The sequence below is a fragment of the Streptomyces sp. NPDC057939 genome (genome assembly GCF_042887545.1).
In the GTDB taxonomy this organism is placed as follows: Bacteria; Actinomycetota; Actinomycetes; order Streptomycetales; family Streptomycetaceae; genus Streptomyces.
In genome coordinates this window covers 426,892-444,145 of record NZ_JBHVPG010000002.1, presented here as the reverse complement: position 1 = coordinate 444,145, position 17,254 = coordinate 426,892, and the positions used below count along the sequence as shown (strand labels likewise).

Below are 17,254 nucleotides of genomic sequence, written 5' to 3'. Positions count from 1 at the left end.
GCAATGGGTTCCTAGACAGCTCCCACCACACCGGAGGTCTTCGCCATGTTCAAGACCCGCCGAGTGTCAACAACGCTCGTGATCAATACACCTAGACGGTCCCGATCGAGGAGGTCGCCGAAGCCCACATCGCCAGCGTTCCGACTCGATGCCTTACCTCGGCCGCGCGGACCGGCCTCTGGCCGTCGCCGACTGGAGCGCTCTTCTCGCAGCCCGTTCACGGCCGGCACTCGCCTCATCGGAAGTGGGAAGGGTGGTCGTTTGCCAGGAACGGTCTGGTCAGCACATGAGATGACGCCCGGCCTTCGCCAGTTCTGGAGCGAAGGCCCGCTTGCAGGCTATGCAGCGCAGGTAGCCGCAATCAAGATCGTAGGGCGGCGTCCAGGTACCGCTGGACCGGCTTGAAGAGTCCGTAGGGGACGTACCGCGGGATTGCCGCCAGGCTCACCCACGCGACCTCGGCGACTTCATCGACGTCTGCCACATGCGCGGTCCCACCGGCGACCTCGCAGGCCGTGTACGACACTTGCCGTCCTGTGATGGGATGGATCCGCTCGCCCAGCGGAGCGACGGCGACCACGTCCAGGCCGGTCTCCTCCATCGTTTCGCGAACGGCGGCTTCCTCGCAGGTCTCGCCCGGTTCGACCTTGCCCGCCGGGAACTGCCATGAGAGTTGGCCCTCTGGAACTTGTCGCCGAACGAGCAGCACTCGACCGCCGTGAACGACCACGGCCCCGGATACCGAAGCCTGGGGGAATGCGCGACCGCTCGCAGACGGAACGCAACGAGGTTGCCCAGTACGGTTCAACGGCTGACTCCGGAGGTCGAACGCTGAGCGCGTGGTGTCCGCCCGTTCGCAGCTGCCCGGTCTCCTCGCTCAGGCCGAGACAGGCGTACGGGTCAGCGCCGTGCGTACTGCGAAGAAGCCGAGCAACCCACCTGCCGTGAACCGTTGGGCGGTCATCACGCGGGGCCGGGTGGCCAGGAATCCCGATACACGTGCCGCACCCAGCATGATCAGGGCGTTCACGGTGATCCCCACGACGATTTGTACACCGCCGAGTTGCAGCAACTGAGCCCAGGCCGGGCCCGCCTGCGGATCCATGAACTGCGGCAGAAGCGCGGCGTACATGAGAGCGATCTTGGGGTTGAGAAGGTTGGTCAGCAGACCCATGGAGAACAGGCGGGCGTCGGAGACGGGAGGCAGGTCCCGGGTCGGAGCGAAGGGGGACCGACCGCCGGGCCTGAGCATGTCCCACGCCAGATAGGCGAGATAAGCGGCCCCGGCCAGCTTGACCACGGTGAACGCCATCGGCACGGCGGCGAACAACGCGGACATCCCCGCTGCCGCCGCCACCAGGTAGCACACGAATCCCACCGCGGTCCCGCTCAGGCTCACCAGTCCCGCCCTTCGGCCCTGGGTGATCGCGCGGGAGGCGAGGTGGATCATGTTCGGTCCCGGCGTCAGAGCCATCCCCAGCTCGACCAGGGCCACGCCCCCCACTGCAGCCGCACTGATCACTGTTCAACTCCCCATCGTTCGACCCGACAGCCCGGCACCGGCGTGGTGGCGCCTGGTTGTGACGCTCCGGTGGTGCCCTCGTCGCCTGCCAGGATACGGACCCACCATTCGCCGACCTCGTGCACCCGTTTCGCCGGGCGTAACAGCACCCCGGTGGCCCCCGTCAGCGGTCGATCACCCGGAACTGACAGGCCAGGCGGACCTCCGGTCCTGGTCCGATCACCAGGACGGCTCTGCGAGGAGCACCACGCGCTACCGCTCCTGCCGGGGCTGCGCGGCAGGAGCGCTCCTGTCGGTGCCCGCTCGCATACTGACGGCCATGCAGATATCGGCGTACACACTCAAGCGGGCCTGGCACCAGGTGGCCGCGGGATCTGACGTGCTCGACGATGCGATGCTCCCGCCCATCGGCACTTCCGCGGACCAGTACCGGCAGCGCGTGGGCGCGTTGAACGGTGATCTCTTCCTGGTCCTGGACGACGACGGCACGGTGCGCGGCCACACCGGCCCCTACCAGGAGGTCTTCGCCACCCAGGATCTGGACCGGGTGCTGTACTTCGCGGCCGAGGACGTGGTCCGCCGGCTTGCCGAGCACATCGCGGCCAGATCCCGGGGCCGCGGACCGGTCGCCAACCTCGTCTCCGGGCAAGCCAAGCTGCTGGATCGGATCGACCCCGCCTGGGGCAACGCCTTCCGCAACGGCGGCACGGGCGGGATCCGGCCCGCCACCGCGTGCGGACGCGACCCGTTCGATCGCCTCGCCTGGATCGCCGACACCTGGCGCGACCAGCACCCTTACACCCACCTCGTCTTCTTCCGCGGCAAGAACGTCAACACGGAAGAGATCGCCCTGCTCCACGGAGCCGACCCTGCGCAGATCGCCGACGGAACCCGTCTCGCGGATCTGTGCGGCGTGGAGGACGGGACCTTCGACGACCTGGCCGGTATCTGGAGCACTTGTTCCTTCGGGGAGGCCGGCGGCTGGGTGTTCCTGATGCACCACCAGCCCCCGGGTTCCGGGCCCGATGCCGAGGCTCTCGCTCGGCTCGGGGTCACCGAGACGGTCCGTCTGAGCGCCATCTCCGCGAAAGGCCTCTACGTCCTCGACCACCAACGCGACGGCCGCCGCATCGACGACGGACAGGGCACCCTGGAGCTGAACCGGTACGACCGCGGCCGCGCCCCCTACTACCGGGGCGGTCAGCTCGACTTCCTCAACCAGGCCGTCCGTCGCGCCGAACTCGACCACCCCGAGCTGACGGACGAGTTCTACTTGTACCTCCACGCCCTGGACGATGCCTTCGACCTCGAACTGCCGCGGCAGGACATTCTGCAAGGCACGGTCCGGGCCGCGCAGTGGGCGGGCCAGGACAGTTGACAGCTCTGTCCGGAGAGCCTGCCGAGGACCGCGGCGCCTCATGGCAGCCCACCGCCCGCGTCCACGAAGCCGCCCGACCATCGCGCCGACCTGAGGGGCGCCGGACAGGTACACGCCCTGCACGTGTCCGAACCCCCTTGTCGGGTGGCGAGTTGACAGTCGGCGTACAAGGCATGCCGGCGCTCTGACCTACGAAGTTCAGCCAATTTGTTCACAGCGGGCTTGCGTTCGGATTGGCACGTGCGTGTGTACCTGAGCGGGCCGAGAACGGTGAGCCTCCGAGCGAAGCGGAGGAGGATGCGCATGCCGACACCGGGCTGTCCGGCCTGGCGTTGTCCGTCGCCGTTGCCGCGGTGGCGTCCGCGCCGTTCGGCGTCGGTTCGGTCGGTGAGGTGTCCGGGCACCAGTGGATGGTTCTGGCAGTGGCCGCAGCAGTGGGGGTTGCCATTCCGTACGCCGTCGATACGATCGCCGCCGGCGCCGCCGTCGTGTGGCTCTCGGAGCCGCCGGCTGAACCCTCTCAAGAAGAGCCCCGGATCGACGCGGCCACACCCTCGCGCACCTGACCGACGGCAGGTGACCGCGCCCGCCCCATGGTTCGATGCCCCACACCGCACCCAAGCACCAGAAGGTTCACGCAATGGCCCAGCACGCCCTCCACTTGTTGTTCTCCTACGGAACCCTGCAGTCCGAGCAGGTTCAACTGGCCCGGTTCGGAAGGCTCCTCGAAGGCAGTCCTGATGCGCTGCCGGGGTACAGGACCACGTACGTCAAGATCACCGACCCGGATGTGATCGCGGCAAGCGGTAGCGACCTGCACCCCCTGGTCGTGCCGTCGACGGCGGACGCGGACGCCGTCGACGGCACCCTCTTTCGCATCACCGACTCCGAACTCGCCGCAGCCGATGACTACGAGGTCGACGACTACGCCAGGAGCGAGGTGACCCTGCGCTCCGGGGCGACGGCATGGGCCTTCCTCGATGCCCGAACCTCGAACGGGGCCCGGACCGCGGACGAGCCGGCCTGATCGATCACGCGCGAACCGCGTGTGTCCGCGTCGGCGCCGGGGCCCCTGCGCAATCCCGGCGCCGACCGATCAGCAAGGGCACGAAGCTGCTGCGAGCGGCGCACCGCCGACCCCTGAAGGGCCGCGCCACTCGCACCTGGAGGACGGCGCTGCGTAGGCGCGGGGCTCCGGGGATGTCGATTCCGACCACGGCGACTCTCCGGGCCTGGAGGATCCGCAGAACCTTCAGGTAGCCCTTGGTAGATGCGATTTGTTCGATATCTTTCTCCATGCATTTGCCAGCTGATCCGGACGATGAGGCACGCAACCGCGCGGTCGCAACCGAACGCCCGGATTGCGATCGCCGCCGCCCGGCCTGAGAAGAGGAGTCCCGTCGTGAACCGTCGTGCATCGTTGTCGGCTGTCGCCGCGATCGGGGTCCTGTTGCTCGCCGGATGCGGCGACAGCACCCCGGAGAAGACCGCCGGCTCACCCGCGCCCTCATCACCCGCCGCAGGCGCCGGCCCCTCGACCGCCGCGTCCCCCGCACCTGCCCTGAAGCCGGGGGAGGTCCGCGTCGCGGGCCAGGTCGACAAGCCGTACACCGTCACCCTCGCCTCACTTCGCGGCCTGCCGCAGAAGTCCGTGGAGGTCGAATACGGCAGCGCCAAGGGGCAGCAGAAGCACACCTACCAGGGCGTCCTGCTCCACGACGTCCTCAAGGACGCCCAGCCCCGCTTCGACGCGTCGAAGAAGAACGGTCAGCTGCGCGGTGTCGTCGCGGCGACCGGTGGAGGCGACTACCGGGCTGTCTTCGCCTGGGCCGAGCTGGACCCGGGCTTCGCGAAGTCCGAGATCCTGCTGGCCGTGTCGGAGGACGGAAAGCCCTTCGACGAGGCGCAGGGCCCGCGTCTCGTGGTCCCGCAGGACACCAAGGGCGGCCGCTACGTCTCCGAGCTGAACCAGCTCTGGGTCGGCACGGTCGACACCACGGTCGACGCCGCGGGCGGCGGAGCCTGACGATGTCGGCGGCTGACGAGCAGGGGACGGACGAGCAGGGGACGGACGAGCAGGGGACGGACGAGGGCGGACCGGATCCACTGCGGACCTCCGCCGCCCGAGGACCGGCCGCCCCTGCCTGGTCACCGCCCTTGACCGGCCCGGACGCGGCGGCCCGCCGACGGGTCTCGCGGCGGGCCCTGCTCGCCGGAGGAGGCCTCGCGGCCCTGGCCGGCGCCGGGACCGTCACCGCCGCGGCGCTCCGCAGCGACGGCGCGACGACCGCTGCCACCGTCATCCCCTTCCACGGACCCCACCAGGCGGGCATCCTGACGCCACGCCAACAACACGTCCGAGTGGCCGCCTTCGACTTCGGCACCCGGACGGACCGAGGACGCGCCGCCGCGCTCCTCCTGCGCTGGACGACCGCCACGGAACACCTGACCCGCGGCGAGACCGTGCCCCCGGAACTCGAGCCGCCCGGCTCCCGGGCCGCAGAGACCGGGACACTCGCGGGCACCGCCCCGGCCGCCCTCACGGTCACCTTCGGACTCGGCCCGACCTTCTTCGACCGCACCGGCCTGACGGCCGCCCGCCCCGAGCCCCTCGCACCGCTGCCGTCCTTCCCCGAGGACCAACTCGACCCGGCGCGCAGCGACGGCGACCTCCTTGTACAGATCGGCGCCGACGACGCCTTCGTCACCGCGCACACCCTGCGGACCCTCCAACGCCTGGCTCGCGGCGAGGCAGGACTCCGCTGGACCATGACCGGCTTCACGGCCGCCGACGGCCGCCGCAACCTGATGGGACACGTCGACGGCACGAACAACCCCGAGCCCACCCGCGCCCTGCTCCACGGGCCGGACGTCCCGCCGTGGCTCGCGGGCGGCTCGTACGTCGTGATCCGCCGCATCCGCATGCTCCTGGACCACTGGGACACCCTGCCGCCCACCCACCGCGAACAGGCCCTGGGGCGACGCGCCGCCGACGGCGCGCCCCTGACGGGCGGCACCGAACGCACACCCGTCGACCTGGCGGCCGCCCGGTCCGACGGCGTCCCCGTCATCGCCACCAACGCCCACATCCGGCTCGCCGCTCCCGATTCCAACAGCGGCGCCACCATGGTGCGCCGCAGCTGGTCGTACCACGACGGCCTGCGCGCCGACGGAACCCCGGACGCCGGCCTGCTGTTCATGGCCTGGCAGCCCGACCCGCGAACCGGCTTCATCCCCGTCCAGCAGCGCCTCTCCCACGGCGACGCCCTCGGCCGCTACCTCGTCCACGAGACATCCGCACTGTTCGCCGTACCGGGCGGCATCCGCCCCGGAACCTACGCGGCCCAGGCACTCCTGGAAGGCTGACGCCGATGCCCGACCCGATCCAAAGCCGCGCCGACGAGGTCCATGGCCCAGCTGACGGCCGCCCTGGTGCGCGCTCCGCGGCCGGTGTCGGTGACCTGGCCCGTGTGGTCCTCGCCGGTCCTCCACTGAGCCGAGGGAGTCGCTGATCCCCACCTGCAATGGCTTCCCGGTCGCACTGGTCACCCGGCGATCTCACGTGTTCCACACACCGCAGTGGAGCCGATCCGTTGGCGAGCTCACGGAACTTCCCAACGACGAACCCACCGGCGCTTGCCGGAGGCGAGCGTCTTGCGTCTCGGACGTCCTCTGTGATCAGCGACTCACGGTCTTGGCCGCGGGCCCGACACGCGGTAGCGTCGCGGCGACATAAAGACATAGCGACGACGGCGAGACGGAAGCCCGGTGTGAATCCGGCATGGTCGCGCCACTGTGTGCTGCGGTGATCTCCCCCGGAGGCGTTGCGGCGAGTCAGACCCGAAGACCGTCGTCCAGCACCACCGTATGGGACGCGTTGTTCCCCGAGGAGGTTCCATCATGGCCGAGGCTGTCGCTTCCGCTGCCATACCCACCACCGCCGTCTCGCCGTCGGCTCCGCTGCCCGTGCGCGCGGTACTGCCCTGGGCGGTGTTCGTCGGCCTCCTGATGGTCGTGGCCCTCTACTTCGTCGGCGCCGAGCAGGGCGCCACCGCCGTGTTCGCCGGCGAGGGCGTGCACGAGTGGGTGCACGACGGTCGTCACCTGCTCGGCTTCCCCTGCCACTGAGAGAGGCCACGCACATGTACGCCTCCACTGTCAGAGGTCTGCTGGTCCGCGGCATGCTCGCGGGCCTGATCGCCGGGCTGTTCGCCTTCGCCGTCGCCTACGTGGCGGGCGAGCCCCCGGTACGGGGCTCCATCGCCGTCGAAGAGGCCGCGGCCGCCAAGGAGGCCGCCCCCGCGGCCGGCCACGCCGGTCACGGTGGCGCCGAGGCCCCCGCCGAGGAAGAGGAAGAGCTTGTCAGCCGTCCCGTCCAGTCCACCGTCGGTCTCGCCACCGGCGTGCTGGTGTACGGGGTCGCGCTGGGCGGCATCGCCTCCCTCGCGTTCTCCCTCGTCCTGGGTCGTGTCGGCGGGTTCAGCCCGAGGGCCACGGCCGCGCTCACGGCCGCGGGTGCCTTCACCACCGTCTACCTGGTGCCGTTCCTGAAGTACCCTGCGGCCCCGCCGGCGGTCGGGAACCCGGACACCATCGGGCAGCGCACCACCCTGTTCTTCCTGATGATCCTGCTCAGCGTCCTGCTGGGGGTCGGTGCGATCGTCCTCGGGCGGCGGCTGGCACCGCGCCTGGGCAACTGGAACGCCACGCTCGCCGCCGGCGCGGGCTTCGTCGTCGCCACGGGCCTGGCCTTCCTCGTCCTCCCGGACAACACGGACGCCGTCAAGCCCGAGTTCCCCGCGGCCCTGCTGTGGGAGTTCCGGGTGGCCTCGCTGTCCGTCCAGGTCGTGATGTGGGTCGTGTTCGGGATCGTCTTCGGCGTGCTCGCGCAGCGGCTGCTGGCCCACCGCACCGATCCCGCGGGTACCGGGGCGCCGGCTCGGCCGGAATCGGTTCTCGGCTAGTCGAAGAATCCGCAGCCGACCCAGAGCCCTGTCGCCCCGTACATGTGGGGAGGCAGGGCTCCGGCCGTCGTGGCAGAACCCCAGGGAACCGTGCCCCTGTGTTCCGTCACCGGCATTCGATCAGCCCGAGCCTCGGACCGCCTGGGGGAGCGGGCGCCGCGCCGGGCCGCCTCGTCCGACCCCGCAGCACGTCCGCACCTTGAACGCGGCCCGGCCGGCGGCCGAGCTGATCCTCGTAGCGGGGATGAGCGTCACTCCCGACCCGGCCGCCGCGCTTCAGCCCCGGTCACAGGGTCCCCGACCCGCGCCCCGTGCAGTACCTGCGCGAGCACCTCAACACCCCGGACCACGCGGGGCCCCGGCCGGTTGAAGTGGGCGGGGCCGTCCAGTACCCATACCTCGCCCGACCGTACGGCGGGCAGCTCCGCCCAGCCCGGCAGCGCGGTGAGCAGGTCCAGCTCGGTCAGGGTCCGGTCGGGCGGGAACCCGCACGGCATCAGCAGGACGACATCCGGGCGCGCCGCGCGTACCGCGTCCCAGGTCATCGGTTCGGTGTGCTCGCCGGGCGCGGCCGGCAGCGGTGTCCCGCCCGCGCAGGTGATCTGCTCCGGTACCCGGTACCCGGTGTCCGGCGGGCCACAGGGGGTCGAGCCACTCGATGGCCACCACCTTCGGCCTCGGCCGGCCCGCCACGGCGCGTCGGACCCCGGCGAGTCGCCCGAGCAGCTCCGCGCGCCGCCGCTCGGCCCCCTCCCGGACCCCCAACAGGCCGCCCACGGTGACCAGGCAATCCAATACGTCGTCCAGGGTTCGAGGTTCCATGCTCAGCACGCGGGGGCCGGTGTCCATGAGGCGCACCACCCGGGAGACGCCCTCGTAGGACACCGCGCAGACCCGGCAGAGGTCCTGGGTGAGCAGGACGTCCGGGGCCAGAGCGGAGAGGGCTTCCGCGTCCAGGGTGTGGAGCGATGATCCACGGTGCGCCGCACCGCCCACCGCGGCGGAGATCTCCCGGCTGCTGAGCGCGTCCGCATCGAATTCGGCGCGGGTGACGACGGGAACCGACGCGACCGCTGCGGGCGGCCAGTCGCACTCGTGGGTGCGTCCGACCAGGTCCGAGGCGAGTCCGAGGTCCGCCACGATGTCCGTGGCCGCCGGAAGGAGGGAAACGATGCGCATGCGCGGACCATGGGCGCGCGGACGGCGGATGTGTGCGTACCCGGACGTCCCACCGATCCGGTGGGCGATCCACGCGTCAGTGGAACCGGCTGCCGGGGCGGGTGCGGCGACCCGGACCGCAGGGCGGGGCTGCCGCACAGGGCGGGGATGCACGTCAGGAGGCACGTTTCGGTCGCCGCCGGGAAGATTGGCGCCCCGCGGGGTGGGCAGGGGGCGAACAGGATCCCTGCGGTCCGAACGGTAACGTCGGCGGTTCTGCGGCACGTGCCGGTATCGTGCGGTAGCGGTACGGGTACGGGTGGGTCGGGCAATCCCAGGGAGGCTGGCTGTGAGAGCGGCGCGGGCCTTGACGAGGCTGGACGAGGTCGAGCTCGGTGACCACGTGTGCTGGCGCATGGACCCGACCGCGACCCTGCTCACCGACGCGCGGGCCTACGTGGCCGACGGAGCCCTCTACGGGGACAAGGTCGTGATGATCGGGTCGTCCGGTGCCGCCGCGACCCAGCGCGACCGGGCCCCCGCCGCGACGGTGATCCTCGACCTGCCGGACCTGGCGGACACGGACGTGATGCTGGCGGCGGTGCGCCGCGAGGCCCGTACGGCCGTCCGCCAGGGCTTCCGATCGGTCCGGGTCCTCGCGGAGCGGGCACCGATGACCGAGCCCGGCGGGGCCGAGGAACTGCTGGCCCAGGAACTGAGGCTCGACGAGTTCGCCTCCGAGAGCGGCGCCATCGTGGTGTGCGCCTTCCGGTCGTCGCTGTGGGACGCGCCGTCCATGGAACGGGCGGCGTGTATGCATCCTCACGAGATGGGCACACGTGCTGAACGTCCGGCCTTTCGGATGTTCAGCACGGGTGCCGACGAGTGGAGCGTGGACGGAGTGATCGACTCGGAGGGCGCGGACGCGTTCAACGCCGCCGCGAGGGCCGCGATGCGGCACACGCCCCTCATGAAGCTGCGGTTCGACACCCTGGAGATGATCGACGCCGCCGGAATGCACGCGCTCGTGGACGCGGCCCGTCACCTGCCGGACCGCCGGATCGAGGTGGCGGGGGCGAACGAGACCGTGCGCCTGTGCTGGGAACTCGCGGGCTACGCAACCGCCGGCGTACCGGTGGTGATGGCGGCATGACCGCGACCGTGCCCTCGAAGCCGTCCGCCGGGGACGGCGGTGCCTTCCGCCACGAGCTGTACCCCTACCGCGGCGAGGCGCAGTTCCTGTCCGGGACCCTGGACTTCATCCACGAGGCCTTGGAGGGCGGTGAGGCGGTCGTCGTCGCCGTGCCCTCCGACAAGACCTCGCTCCTGCGCGGCGAACTGGCCGACGAACCGGCCGTCACGTTCGTCGACACGACGACCGCCGGCCCGAACCCCGGCCGCCACGTCGCCGCCTGGACCGCGTGGATGACGGAGCGCGGCGAGGGCGACAGGCCCGTGCGCGGCATCGGCGAAACCGCCTGGCGCGAGGCGCGCAGCGCCGCGCACCTGTCCGAACTGCGCTACAACGAATGGCTGTTGAACCGCGCCTTCGCGCGCAGCTCCACCTGGTCGATGCTGTGCCCCTACGACGCGGCCGACGAGGACCAGGACGCCCTGCGGTCGCTGTCGAGCTGCCACCCCCTGATCCGCCGGGGCGGTCGGCAGGGGCCGAACGAGGACTACCTCACCGGTGAGGAGTACGCCTTCGCGGACCTGGCCGACCCGTGCGACCCGTTCCAGGAGATGGGCTACGCGCAGGGCGACCTGGGCGCGATCCGCTCGAAGGTGTCCCAGTGCGCGTCCGACGCCGGCGTGCCGCAGGACCGGCTGCCGAAGCTGGCGGTGGCCGTCACGGAGATCGCGACGAACAGCATCCGTCACGGCGGCGGCCACGGCACCCTGCGGACCTGGGCCCAGGACGCGACCTTCCTCTGCGAGTTCCGCGACTCCGGCTACATCTCCGACGTCATGGCCGGCCGCAGCCGTCCCGACGCCCACCAGATCGGCGGTCGCGGGCTCTGGCTCGCCCACCAGCTCTGCGACCTCGTCGAGATCCGCTCCACCCGCGACCAGGGGACCACGATCCGCCTGCACATGGACGTACCGCGGTAGGTGGTACGGCCCGCACGGCGACCGGCCCCGACCCCCGGGCGCACACCGGCCCCGACCCCGGACGCACGAACCCCCTCCCTCGGCCGCGTACCTTGTTGCACATAGGTTGCAACTGCTTGAATCGCGCGAAAGGGGCCGTCGTGGGCTCTCCGGTGGTACTGGGCATCGAGTCGTCCTGTGATGAGACGGGGGCCGGCATCGTCTCGGGCGGGCGGCTGCTCGCGCACGTCGTGGCGTCGAGCATGGACGAACACGCCCGCTTCGGCGGGGTGGTGCCGGAGATCGCCGCACGCGCCCACCTGCAGGCCTTCAATCCGGTCGTTCAGGAGGCCCTCGACCGGGCGGGGCTGCGGATCTCGGACATCAGCGCCGTGGCCGTGACCACCGGGCCGGGGCTCTCGGGCGCGTTGCAGGTGGGGCTGGCCGGGGCGAAGACCCTCGCGTACTCCGCGGGCGTGCCCCTGTACGGCGTGCACCACCTGGCCGGACACGTCGCCGCCGACACGCTGGAACACGGGCCGCTCCCGAACCCGTGCATGGTGCTGATCGTGTCGGGCGGCCACACCTCGCTGCTGTTCGTGCGGGACCTCGTACGGGACCCGATCCTGCACCTCGGGGACACCGTCGACGATGCCGCGGGGGAGTGCTTCGACAAGGTGGCAAGGGTCTTCGGGCTGCCCTACCCCGGCGGACCCGCCATCGACCGGGCGGCCCGCGGGGGCAACGGGTGCGCGGTGGCGTTCCCGCGCCCGCTCACGCGTCCGGGTGACGCCCCGTACGCCTTCTCCTTCTCCGGCCTGAAGACCGCCGCCGCCCGCTGGGCCGAGCAGCACCGCGTCCGGGGCGAGGAGATCCCCCTCGCCGACGGCGCCGCCTCCCTCCAGGAGGCCGTCGCCGACGTGCTCACGCGCAAGGCGCTCGCCGCCTGCAAGGAGTACGACGTGCGCACCCTCGTCGTGGTGGGCGGGGTCGCCGCCAACTCCAGGGTCCGCGCGCTGGCGGAGGAGCGGTGCGCGGCCGCCGGTGTGGAGCTGCGGGTGCCCCCGCTGACCCTGTGCACCGACAACGGGGCGATGATCGCCGCCGTCGGCGACCTCCTGGTGCGTGCCGGTTCGGCTCCGGCGCAGCTCGACCTGTCGATCGATCCGTCGGCGCCGCTGGAGTACGCGGCCCTGCACCCCGTCGCCCGCGCCGCCGCGAGAGCCTCCTGACAGGTCTCGATGCGCGGCGGTCGCCGCCGCCCGGGCTCGCCGCCCCGGGAGGCGGGCGGGTCGGGCTTCCCGTGTCCGGAATGCAGACGGCCGCCCTCGCCCTCCGGCGGACGGTCTAGGGTGATCGAGCAGCTGGTTCGCCCCGTCCGCCAGGCGGGATGCGTCGTAAGAGGGAACCCGGTGGGAATCCGGGACTGCCCCGCAGCGGTGAGTGGGAACGACCGCCGTCATACGCACTGGGACCGGACCACGGTCCTGGGAAGCGACGGCCAGTAGGTGCCCGCCGGGAGACCCGGTGGGCGTGCCCGCGAGTCCGAAGACCTGCCCGTTGCCCGTGCGCGGACGATTCCGTGTGCGGAGATCCCGGTGACCTCGTGGGCGGGTCGGCGTACACATCGAGCGGCACGTGCGGCAACTCCGCCGCGTGGGCGGCTCGTCGTGTCGTTCCTTCGCGTCCGTGTCCCCCCGCCGGGACGTTTCTGGACACATCTCGCGAAGGAGAGTTCCGTGACAGGCAAGCCCGCAGCCGCGGCAGCGACCTCACGCACCGTCGAAGTCCTCGGCGGTCCGGGCCCACGATTCGAGGAGATCCTCACTCCCGGGGCCCTGGACTTCGTCGCGCGGCTGGATTCGGCGTTCGCGAAGCGGCGCCTGGACATCCTCAAGGAGCGCCGCCACCAGTCCGACCGCCTGGCCTCCGGCTCCCGCCCGGACTTTCCCCGCGCCACGTCGGCGGTCCGCGGCGACGCGAACTGGCGGGTCGCCGCTCCCGCTCCCGGCCTGATCGATCGCAGAGTGGAGATCACCGGGCCGCCCGAGCGGGCGGTGGCGGCGCAGGCCCTCAACTCGGGTGCCCAGGTGTGGACGGCCGACTTCGAGGACGCCACGTCCCCCGTCTGGGAGAACGTCGTCAACGGCCAACTCAACCTGCTCGACGCCGTCGAGCGACGGCTCGATTTCACGATCCCGGACGGCACGGAGCACGGCCCGGGCGAGCGCCTCGCCACCATCATGGTCCGCCCGCGCGGCTGGCACCTCGACGAGGCCCACCTCACGGTCGACGGACGGGCGGTGTCCGCCGCGCTGGTCGACTTCGGGCTGTACTTCTTCCACTGCGCGCAGCGGCAGATCGACGGAGGCAGCGGCCCGTACTTCTACCTTCCCAAGCTGGAGAACCGGCACGAGGCCCGGCTGTGGAACGACGTGTTCGTCCTCGCCCAGGACCTTCTCGACATCCCGCGGGGCACGATCCGGGCCACCGCGCTGATCGAGACGGTCCCCGCGGCCTTCGAGATGGAGGAGATCCTCTACGAACTGCGCGAGCACTCGGCCGGGCTCAACGCCGGTCGCTGGGACTACCTGTTCAGCCTGCTCAAGACCTTCGGGCACGGCACCGACCTCCTGCTTCCGGACCGGGTCTCCTTCACGATGGACGCCCCCTTCATGCGGGCGTACACGGCACTCCTCGTCAGCACCTGCCACCGCCGCGGCGCGCACGCCATCGGAGGGATGGTCACCCGCGTCCCGGGCCGGGGAACCGGCCCGGACGAGGAGGCTCCGGCCGGCGTGCGACTCGACGCCGAGCGCGAGGCCTCGGAAGGCTTCGACGGAGCGTGGGTCGCCCACCCGGCGTTGGTCCCGGTGTGCCGGGACGCCTTCGACGGCGCGCTCGCCGACGGGCCGCACCGGATCGAGCGCGGCCGCCCGGACGTCCGAGCCTCTGACCTGCTGTCCGTACGGCGGGCGGTGACCCCACCGGCCCCGGAAGCCGTCCGTACGAACGTCGCGATCGCGCTCAGGTACTTCGAATCCTGGCTGCGCGGAGACGGAACGGTGGTTCTCGACGGAGTCATGGAGGACACGGCCACCGCGGAAATCGCCCGGGTTCAGCTCTGGCAGTGGCTGCGGCACCGCCTGCTGACCCGCGAGTCGCTGCTCGACGCCGTCGACGCGGAGTGCGCCGCCCTGGTCGGCGAACGCCCCGACAGGCCCGTCGGCGAAGCGCGCGCGATCCTGGAACGCACCGTCCTGAGCCGGGATTTGCCCGCCTTCTTCACCACCGATGCCTACGCTCGACACCTCGTCCGTCGGACGGAGGTCTCGTCATGAGCCCCTCGGCCCACCACGCCGACGGCGATCGGAGCGCACCCGGTACGAACTCCCCGCGCCGTCGTGGCGCCGTCGAGGGGTTGCCCGACTGGGACCGCTGCGCCGTCATGGGCGTCGTCAACGTGACCCCCGACTCGTTCTCCGACGGGGGCCGCTGGTTCGACACGGCCGCCGCCATCAAGCGCGGCGTGGGCCTGGCGGCCGACGGCGCCGACCTGGTCGACGTGGGCGGGGAATCGACCCGCCCCGGGGCGTCCCGTGTCGACGAGCACGAGGAGCTGCGCCGGGTCGTTCCGGTCGTCCGGGGGCTGACGGCCGAGGGAGTCACGGTGTCCGTCGACACCATGCGCGCCGCCGTCGCCCGGCGGGCGGTGGAGGCGGGCGCGGTCCTCGTCAACGACGTCAGCGGGGGCCTGGCGGACCCCGACATGATTCCGGCCGTGGCAGCCTGCGGCATTCCCTTCGTCCTGATGCACTGGCGCGGATTCAGCCACGACATGAACAGCCGCGCCGTCTACGGGGACGTGGTGGCCGAGGTCGTCTCGGAACTCCGTGACCGCATCGACGCCGCCGTCGCCGCGGGCATCGCACCGCAGCGGCTCGTGGTCGACCCGGGGCTCGGCTTCGCCAAGGAAGCGCGGCACGACCTCGGCCTGGTGGCCGGTCTGGCGGCCCTGCGCGCCATGGGCCGACCGGTACTGGTCGCCGGTTCCCGCAAGCGTTTCCTCGGGCACGTCCTGGCGGACGCGGACGGGACCCCACCGCCGGCCCATCGCCGGGACGCGGCAACAGCCGCTCTGTCCGCCATCGCGGCACACCAGGGCGCCTGGGCCGTCCGCGTCCACGACGTACGGGCGACGGCGGACGCCGTCAGGGTCGCCCGGGCGATCACCCCGCCGGCCTGACGGCCCGATCGTGGCCTCCGCCGGTGTCGGGCGGGTCGTGCGGGGGCCACCATGCGGACGCCGGTCGTGGCCCCGGCCTCAAGACATGTGGCGGCCAGGTCGTGGCCCCGGGCCTCGGGATATGTGGCTGACAGATCATCCGGGAGGTGCTTATGATGCCGAGGATGAACACCTTCCCCTCCCTCGGATTGGGGGAATCGTCCACGCAAGGTGAGTGCTGATGGCAACTCACTTCGTGGAACCGATTCCCGCCCGCCTGTTGATGTGGCAGCGCGTACGCGACTACGCCGTGCCACCGTCCATGATCGAGAACGCGACCGCCCGCCGTGCGGCCGGTGACTGGGCCGGAGCCTGCGCCGTCGCCCGCATCGACGTCGATCTCGATCTGCGCGCCGTGCGCGACCGCCACGGCACCGACCTCGCCACCCGCCTTCGGGCCGATCTGCGCCGACTGGCGCCGGAACTGCTGCGCTGGAACATGCCCCGGATCGCCCCCGACGGGCGGCTCCGTCCCGGCCTCACCCTTTCGCTCGTCCGCTACGGCTCCCGGGGCACCGCGGGACCACAGCTCGTCGTACGGACACCGCCCGCCTGGGCGGACGCGGGCCAGCGGATGTCCCTGGCGCTCTGGGAGGATTCGCGGGACGGCGCACCGGAGCACCATCCGCACCCCCGCCCGGACCGCCGCTTCCGTCTCGACCTCCACCGCCACCTCTGGGACGCCACGCGCAGCGGCGAGCTGGCACGCAGGTGCGGCGCGGACGCGCCGTACCGAACCGCCGACGACGATCCCGAGCGGCCGCCGGACCACTGGGCCCACGAGGCGGAACTGCTCCTGCGGGCCGAGGGCCGTCCCCGCGGGGCCCTCGCCGTGCGGCTCGGTGCGCGCGGCCACTCCGTGCTCGAACTCGTCGCCCCCGACGACAGCCACGCCCCGGTCCTCCGGCCGGTACGGGACATGCCGCCACCGCAACGGGTGGCGGCGCTCCCACTGCTCCCGGAGGCCGCCGCCAGGCGGCACCCGGACCTGGAGCTGCTGCGGGCCGGCCTGCTCCCCGTGGAGCGGCTGCACCCACTGGTCGCGGCAGCGCTGTCCGCGCCCGAAGTGGCGGGATCCGTCCCCGCCCCCGGGTCGGTGGCGGTGCCCGGCCCCGGATGGCCGGCGGACGATCCGCCCCCAGGGCCCACGGATCCGCATCGGGTCGACTGCCTGGGGGAGGTCCACCGGATCGCGCTGCGCGACGGAACGCTGGCGGCGGTCGACCACGATCCGGCCCAACTGGCCCGCGAGGCACTGCTCATGGCGCTCGGAGGGCCCGGACTGCCGTGTTTGAGGGCGATCGACGCGGTGCACCGCAGCCCCGAGGCGCTGCCGGCCGTCCGTGATCGGCTCGGCCACGGCGACGTGACCGGGGCCCTGGCCGTGGTCGAAGGGCTGCTCGGTCCCGGCGCCGTCCTGCGGCAAGGGCCCCTGCGGGAAGCACTGGAGGCGGCCGTGGCGGGCCGCCTCGACCACGGCTTCTTCCGCGCGGGGCTGGTACCGGTGCATCCCGCCGCGGCGGGATCGGGGGACCCGGGCCACCGGCCACGGCTCGACCGCCATGCGCCGTGGGAACTGCGCCGCAAGCGGGCCGGCCGCACCCGACCCCGGACCGGCCTACGGAGCTGAAGACCCGCGGTGCCCGTGCCGGATGGGCCGGGGTGGGTTCGTGGTGCCTGTGCCCGAGGGATCGGGGTTCGTGGCGCCGGGTCCGTAGTCCCGTGCCCGTGGTGCCCGTGCCCGTGGCGGGGTCCGCAGTGCCCGGGTTCGTGCTGCCCGTGTCCGTGGTGCCGGAGTCCGTGGTGCACGCGTCCGCAGGGACCGTCTCCGTGGGCCCCGTTCGCCGCACTCCCTC

At 72.0% G+C, this 17,254-nt stretch carries 15 protein-coding genes and 1 riboswitch; of the genes, 12 read left to right on the top strand and 3 right to left on the bottom strand.

Annotated features, from left to right (window positions below; translation table 11 throughout):
* Nucleotides 1–361: 361 nt before the first annotated feature.
* Nucleotides 362–730 (bottom strand): NUDIX hydrolase, encoded by a 369-nt coding sequence (locus tag ACFVS6_RS04315; protein WP_389700464.1) that lies wholly within the window; start codon nt 728–730, stop codon nt 362–364.
* 147 nt (nt 731–877) lie between these two features.
* Nucleotides 878–1,522, bottom strand: a complete 645-nt coding sequence (locus ACFVS6_RS04310) for a LysE family translocator (protein ID WP_389700462.1) — start codon at nt 1,520–1,522, stop codon at nt 878–880.
* A 295-nt stretch (nt 1,523–1,817) separates the two neighbouring features.
* Here ACFVS6_RS04310 and ACFVS6_RS04305 point away from each other — a divergent pair, with 295 nt between their 5' ends.
* The 6 genes from ACFVS6_RS04305 (at nt 1,818) to ACFVS6_RS04280 (ending at nt 7,864) form a co-directional block, all read left to right on the top strand.
* Nucleotides 1,818–2,900 (top strand): hypothetical protein, encoded by a 1,083-nt coding sequence (locus tag ACFVS6_RS04305; RefSeq protein WP_389700461.1) that lies wholly within the window; start codon nt 1,818–1,820, stop codon nt 2,898–2,900.
* 640 nt (nt 2,901–3,540) lie between these two features.
* Nucleotides 3,541–3,927 carry a gamma-glutamylcyclotransferase family protein gene (locus tag ACFVS6_RS04300; RefSeq protein ID WP_389700460.1) on the top strand — a complete coding sequence of 129 codons (387 nt, stop codon included), beginning with the start codon at nt 3,541–3,543 and terminating at the stop codon, nt 3,925–3,927.
* Between the two features lie 375 nt (nt 3,928–4,302).
* Nucleotides 4,303–4,926 carry a molybdopterin-dependent oxidoreductase gene (locus ACFVS6_RS04295; protein ID WP_389700458.1) on the top strand — a complete coding sequence of 208 codons (624 nt, stop codon included), beginning with the start codon at nt 4,303–4,305 and terminating at the stop codon, nt 4,924–4,926.
* Nucleotides 4,927–4,928: 2 nt separating this feature from the next.
* Nucleotides 4,929–6,266, top strand: a complete 1,338-nt coding sequence (locus ACFVS6_RS04290; protein WP_389700456.1) for a Dyp-type peroxidase — start codon at nt 4,929–4,931, stop codon at nt 6,264–6,266.
* A 534-nt stretch (nt 6,267–6,800) separates the two neighbouring features.
* Complete coding sequence (locus tag ACFVS6_RS04285; RefSeq protein WP_389700454.1) at nt 6,801–7,028, top strand: CbtB-domain containing protein; 228 nt, start codon at nt 6,801–6,803, stop codon at nt 7,026–7,028.
* Between the two features lie 14 nt (nt 7,029–7,042).
* Nucleotides 7,043–7,864, top strand: coding sequence for a CbtA family protein (locus ACFVS6_RS04280; protein WP_389700452.1), 822 nt, complete (start codon nt 7,043–7,045; stop codon nt 7,862–7,864).
* A gap of 251 nt (nt 7,865–8,115) precedes the next feature.
* Here ACFVS6_RS04280 and ACFVS6_RS04275 read toward each other — a convergent pair whose 3' ends face one another.
* On the bottom strand, nt 8,116–8,409 hold the full coding sequence (locus ACFVS6_RS04275; RefSeq protein ID WP_389700450.1) for an ABC transporter substrate-binding protein: 294 nt from the start codon (nt 8,407–8,409) through the stop codon (nt 8,116–8,118).
* 962 nt (nt 8,410–9,371) lie between these two features.
* On the opposite strand from ACFVS6_RS04275, the gene ACFVS6_RS04270 reads away from it, so the two are divergent.
* The 6 genes from ACFVS6_RS04270 to ACFVS6_RS04245 all read left to right on the top strand — a co-directional run bounded on the left by ACFVS6_RS04270 (nt 9,372) and on the right by ACFVS6_RS04245 (nt 17,028).
* Nucleotides 9,372–10,175: an MEDS domain-containing protein gene (locus tag ACFVS6_RS04270; RefSeq protein ID WP_389700448.1), complete on the top strand. Its 804-nt coding sequence runs from the start codon at nt 9,372–9,374 to the stop codon at nt 10,173–10,175.
* Entirely contained in the window at nt 10,172–11,134 is a 963-nt protein-coding gene (locus tag ACFVS6_RS04265; protein WP_389700446.1) for an anti-sigma factor RsbA family regulatory protein, read from the top strand. Before ACFVS6_RS04270 ends, ACFVS6_RS04265 begins: the two co-directional genes overlap by 4 nt.
* Nucleotides 11,135–11,286: 152 nt before the next feature.
* Nucleotides 11,287–12,345, top strand: a complete 1,059-nt coding sequence (gene tsaD / locus ACFVS6_RS04260) for a tRNA (adenosine(37)-N6)-threonylcarbamoyltransferase complex transferase subunit TsaD (RefSeq protein WP_389700494.1) — start codon at nt 11,287–11,289, stop codon at nt 12,343–12,345.
* A 116-nt stretch (nt 12,346–12,461) separates the two neighbouring features.
* A riboswitch (cobalamin riboswitch) is annotated at nt 12,462–12,689 on the top strand.
* Between the two features lie 163 nt (nt 12,690–12,852).
* Entirely contained in the window at nt 12,853–14,454 is a 1,602-nt protein-coding gene (gene aceB / locus ACFVS6_RS04255) for a malate synthase A (protein WP_389700445.1), read from the top strand.
* Between the two features lie 107 nt (nt 14,455–14,561).
* Entirely contained in the window at nt 14,562–15,359 is a 798-nt protein-coding gene (gene folP, locus ACFVS6_RS04250) for a dihydropteroate synthase (protein ID WP_389700492.1), read from the top strand.
* A 220-nt stretch (nt 15,360–15,579) separates the two neighbouring features.
* The gene (locus tag ACFVS6_RS04245; protein ID WP_389700444.1) at nt 15,580–17,028 is read left to right on the top strand and encodes a hypothetical protein; all 1,449 of its coding nucleotides are present in this window, start codon (nt 15,580–15,582) and stop codon (nt 17,026–17,028) included.
* The last annotated feature ends 226 nt before the right edge of the window (nt 17,029–17,254 follow it).